Origin of the sequence: Cupriavidus basilensis, assembly GCF_029335485.1 — a bacterium.
Taxonomy (GTDB): Bacteria; Pseudomonadota; Gammaproteobacteria; order Burkholderiales; family Burkholderiaceae; genus Cupriavidus; species Cupriavidus basilensis_E.
The window spans coordinates 1-4,160 of record NZ_JARJLM010000370.1; the positions used below are offsets into that span (position 1 = coordinate 1).

At 67.7% G+C, this 4,160-nt stretch carries 5 protein-coding genes; 1 reads left to right on the forward strand and 4 read right to left on the reverse strand.

Annotated elements, in window-relative coordinates; all coding sequences use genetic code 11:
* Positions 1-100 precede the first annotated feature (100 nt).
* A complete protein-coding gene (locus tag P3W85_RS22070; protein WP_276266343.1) occupies positions 101-394 on the forward strand; it encodes a YkvA family protein in 294 nt (97 codons plus the stop codon).
* Positions 395-423: 29 nt separating this feature from the next.
* Here P3W85_RS22070 and P3W85_RS22075 read toward each other — a convergent pair whose 3' ends face one another.
* The 4 genes from P3W85_RS22075 to P3W85_RS22090 form a co-directional block, all read right to left on the reverse strand.
* Positions 424-1,398, reverse strand: a complete 975-nt coding sequence (locus P3W85_RS22075; RefSeq protein WP_276266344.1) for a quinone oxidoreductase family protein — start codon at positions 1,396-1,398, stop codon at positions 424-426.
* A gap of 124 nt (positions 1,399-1,522) precedes the next feature.
* Complete coding sequence (locus tag P3W85_RS22080) at positions 1,523-1,924, reverse strand: methylglyoxal synthase (protein ID WP_035810213.1); 402 nt, start codon at positions 1,922-1,924, stop codon at positions 1,523-1,525.
* A 104-nt stretch (positions 1,925-2,028) separates the two neighbouring features.
* Positions 2,029-2,817 (reverse strand): SDR family oxidoreductase, encoded by a 789-nt coding sequence (locus tag P3W85_RS22085; RefSeq protein ID WP_017226138.1) that lies wholly within the window; start codon positions 2,815-2,817, stop codon positions 2,029-2,031.
* Between the two features lie 45 nt (positions 2,818-2,862).
* Positions 2,863-3,873, reverse strand: coding sequence for a DMT family transporter (locus P3W85_RS22090; RefSeq protein ID WP_276266345.1), 1,011 nt, complete (start codon positions 3,871-3,873; stop codon positions 2,863-2,865).
* Positions 3,874-4,160: the final 287 nt, after the last annotated feature.

A 4,160-nucleotide genomic window follows, 5' to 3' on the forward strand; every position in this document is an offset into this window, starting at 1 on the left:
GAAGCGCCAGCACGGAACTTGAAGCGCCGTGGTTTGGCCCAAGCTATCTGCAAGTGGCCGAACGGGCCATGCCGCGCATGCCAAGTGAAGGAGGCCTCTCATGTGGAAACGATTTTCGGCACTGTGGACACTGGTGCGGCGCGACGGCCGCCTGCTGTGGTTCGCGCTGCGCCACCCCGACGCCCCGCGCTGGCTGCGGCCGGCCACGTTTGGCCTGGTGCTCTATGCCATCTCGCCCATCGACCTGATTCCCGACTTCATCCCCGTGCTGGGGCTCATGGACGACGTGGTGCTGATCCCGCTGGCGGTGCACTTCATCCTGAAATGCCTGCCGCCGCACGTGCTGCGGCAGGCCGAGGCGCGCGCGGGCGCCCGGACGGTGCGGGCGGGCTAGCCGCCGGCTAGGCTCGCACCGGCTGCCGCTCAGGGCAGCAGGATAGTGGTACCGGTGGTCTTGCGGCCTTCCAGGTCGCGATGCGCCTGCGCCACATCCGCCAGCGCGTAGCGTTGGCGGACCTCGATCTTGACCCGGCCGCTGGTGACCATCTCGAACAGCTCGGCCGCCATCGGCTCAAGCAGTTCGCGATGCACCACATAGGTCATCAGCGTCGGCCGCGTGATACGCAGCGAGCCCTTGTTGCCCAGCACGGAAAGATCGAACGGCGGCACCGGACCCGACGCATTGCCAAACACCACCATGGTGCCGCGCGGCGCCAGGCAGTCCAGCGAGCCATTGAATGTGTCCTTGCCCACCGAGTCGTAGACGGCTGCGACACCCTTGCCGCCGGTGATTTCCTTGACCTTGTCGACAAAGGATTCGCGGGTGTAGACGATGGTGTGATCGCAGCCGTGCGCCCGCGCCAGCGCGGCTTTTTCATCACTGCCGGCGGTGCCGATCACGGTCGCGCCCAGCGCCTTGAGCCACTGGCTGGCGATCAGGCCAACCCCGCCCGCGGCGGCGTGCAGCAGCACGGTGTCGCCGGCTTGCACGCGGTAGCTGTCGCGCACCAGGTATTGCGTGGTCAGGCCTTGCAGCATCATGGCCGCGCCCTGCTCGAACGAAATGGCATCCGGCAGGCGCACCACGATATCCGCCGGCATCACCCGCACCTGGGCGTAAGCGCCCGTGGGACGGCCGGCATAGGCCACGCGGTCGCCCACGTTCAGGTGCGGCACGCCATCACCCACCGCCTCCACCACGCCGGCGCCTTCCATGCCAAGGCCGGCCGGGAGCTGCTGCTTGTACAGTCCGGTGCGGAAATAGACGTCGATGTAGTTGAGACCGACCGCTTCGTGCCGCACGCGGACTTCGCCGGGGCCGGGATCGCCGACCTCGACATCGATCCACTGCATCACCTCGGGACCGCCGGTCTCGAAAATACGGATAGCCTTGCTCATGTGTCGCTCCATTTATCCTGGTTTTGGTGGATGGCTATCGATGCCGTCGATGACGTTGATGCCACCGGCACCGTGAATGCCCGCGGGCGCATCGATGTGCAATGCGCGGACTGCGTGCGGGAACTCAGGCCGAAGCGCCCGGTTCCGGATACAGGCGCCGCAACTCGGCAATCAGCAGATCGGCGGTCGCCACATTGGTGGCGCAGGGTACGTTGTGCACGTCGCAGGCGCGCACCAGCGCATTGATGTCGGGTTCGTGCGGCTGCGGCGTCATGGGGTCGCGCAGGAAGATCACCACGCCCACGCGGCCCTCGGCCAGTTGCGCGCCGATCTGCAGGTCGCCGCCCCAGGGGCCGGACAGCATGCGTGTCACCGTCAGGCCGATCTCGTCGCTCAGGCGGCCGCCTGTGGTGCCGGTCGCCAGCAACTCGCAGCGGGAAAGAAAATCGCGATGACGGCCGGCAAAGGCAACGATGTCGTCTTTCTTGTGGTCGTGCGCGATCAGCGCGATACGGGGGGGAGTCATCGGCATCATCCTGGCCAATCAGCAAAGACCGGGCCGGCAAGGCCCGGCGGAAAACACCCGGTCGGCAGCGACGCCGCCACACCGGGCAGTATCGAGGCAACCGCTTAGAACGTGCCCGGGTAGGCGCCGCCGTCGAGCAGCACATTCTGCCCGGTCATATAGGCCGCCTGGCGGCTGCACAGGAAAGCGCAGGTGGCGCCGAACTCGGCCGGCTCGCCGAAGCGGCGGCTCGGGTTCTGCGCGGCGCGGCGCTCGGCGACCTCCGCAACGGACAGGCCCGCCTTCTTGGCGCCGCCTTCCATGGTCTTGTAGAGGCGATCGGTGTTGAATGGGCCGGGCAGCAGGTTGTTGACGGTCACGCCATGCTGCGCGACTTCGCGCGCCAGGCCGGCGACGAAGCCGGTCAGGCCCGAGCGGGCGCCGTTGGACAGGCCGAGCACGTCGATCGGCGCCTTCACGGCGCCGCTGGTGATATTGATGATGCGGCCCCATTTGCGCGCGATCATGCCGTCCACGGTGGCCTTGATCAGCTCGATCGGCGTCAGCATATTGGCGTCGATCGCGGCCAGCCAGGCATCGCGGTCCCAGTCGCGGAAATTGCCGGGGGGCGGGCCGCCGGCATTATTGACCAGGATGTCCAGGCTGCCCAGCTTGGCAACGGCATCCAGCGCCAGCTTGCGCCCCTCCGGGGTGGTGATGTCGGTGGCCACCGCCACCACGCGCCGGCCGTGGCGCGCACGCAGGTCCGCCGCCGCTTTCTCCAGCGCCTCGGCGCCGCGCGCCACGATCACCACGTCCACGCCTTCGGCGGCCAGCGCGTCGGCGCAGGCAAAACCGAGACCCTTGCTGGCGCCGCACACCAGCGCATGCTTGCCGCGCAATCCTAGATCCATCTCAGTTACTCCTTTGTGTCATCGAGGCGGCCACCCGCCTGCTCGTTATTCTGCCCGTGCCTCGCCTTGGCCGCCGTGCCGGCTGGCACCGATACCACCGATGCGTCCGATGCGTCCGATGCGCCCTAAGCCCCCCGGCCGCGCCGACAGCAAATATATCCCGCCCATCACCAGCACGCTGCCGGCGAGCTGCACGCCGGTGATCGGCTCGCCCAGCAACCAGAAGCCGAGGAACAAGGTCGACACCGGCCCGAGCATGCCCGCCTGCGACGCCATCGGCGCGCCGATGCGCGCCACTGCCACCATGGTCAGCGATACCGGCAGCACCGTGCAGAACACCGAGTTGACCAGCGACAGCCACATCACCGGAGCCGGCTGCAACAGCTCGGCCAGCGGCCGCCGCAGCACCAGGTACTGCACCGCGCAACAGGCCGTGGAAACGCACATCGCATACGCCACCAGGCGCAGCGAACCGATGCGCTGCACCAGCTCGCCCGAGGCGATCAGGTAGATGCCGTAGGTGAGTGCGCTGCCCAGCACCAGCGCGGCGCCCAGCCAGACCTGGCTGCCGCTCACGTCGAGATCATGCGCGAAAACCAGCACGATGCCTATATAGGCGAGCAGCAGCGACAACCATTGCCGGCGGCCGATGCCGCGCTTGAACAGCACGGCGCTGGCCAGCAGCACGAAGGACGGCGTCAGGAACAGGATCAGCCGCTCGAGCCCGGCGGTGATGTATTGCAGCCCGAGGAAGTCGAGGAAGCTCGACAGGTAGTAGCCGATGACGCCGAGAAAGACGATGCGGCCCCGGTCGGCCCAGGACAGCGCCGGCAGCCGGCGCGACTGCCACCAGCCGATCGCCATGAACAGCGGCGCGGCGAACAGCATGCGCAGGCTGATGACCATGACCGCGTCGACCTGGTAGCGGTACATCAGCTTGGCGACGATGGCCTTGCCGGAAAAAAGGATGGCGCCGACGGCGGCCACGGCAAGGCCGGCTCGCTGCGATGCCGGCTGGGCGGGAAACACGGTGCTGGAGAGCTGGGATGCGGACACGGGGAAAACCGGATAGGGAGGCCGCGCGCCGCTGGACGCGGGACGGACCGCTGAAGACGCGAGCCATTGTATGCGAAAAGAGGCAACTGCACCGGCGCCCGCCCGATGCCCCGGCGCCGTGCGTATCCGCGCAACCTGGCAGGCATTCGCAAACTGCCGTAAGCTCGCCGGTCGGCGCGTTCCGCACGCGCCCCATAAGAAAAACCGGGAGCATTTATGACGGCAGTTCAGCTTTTCCTTCTTTCCTCGCACACGCCGGTCTCCGGCACCCGCCCCACCGGCCAGCG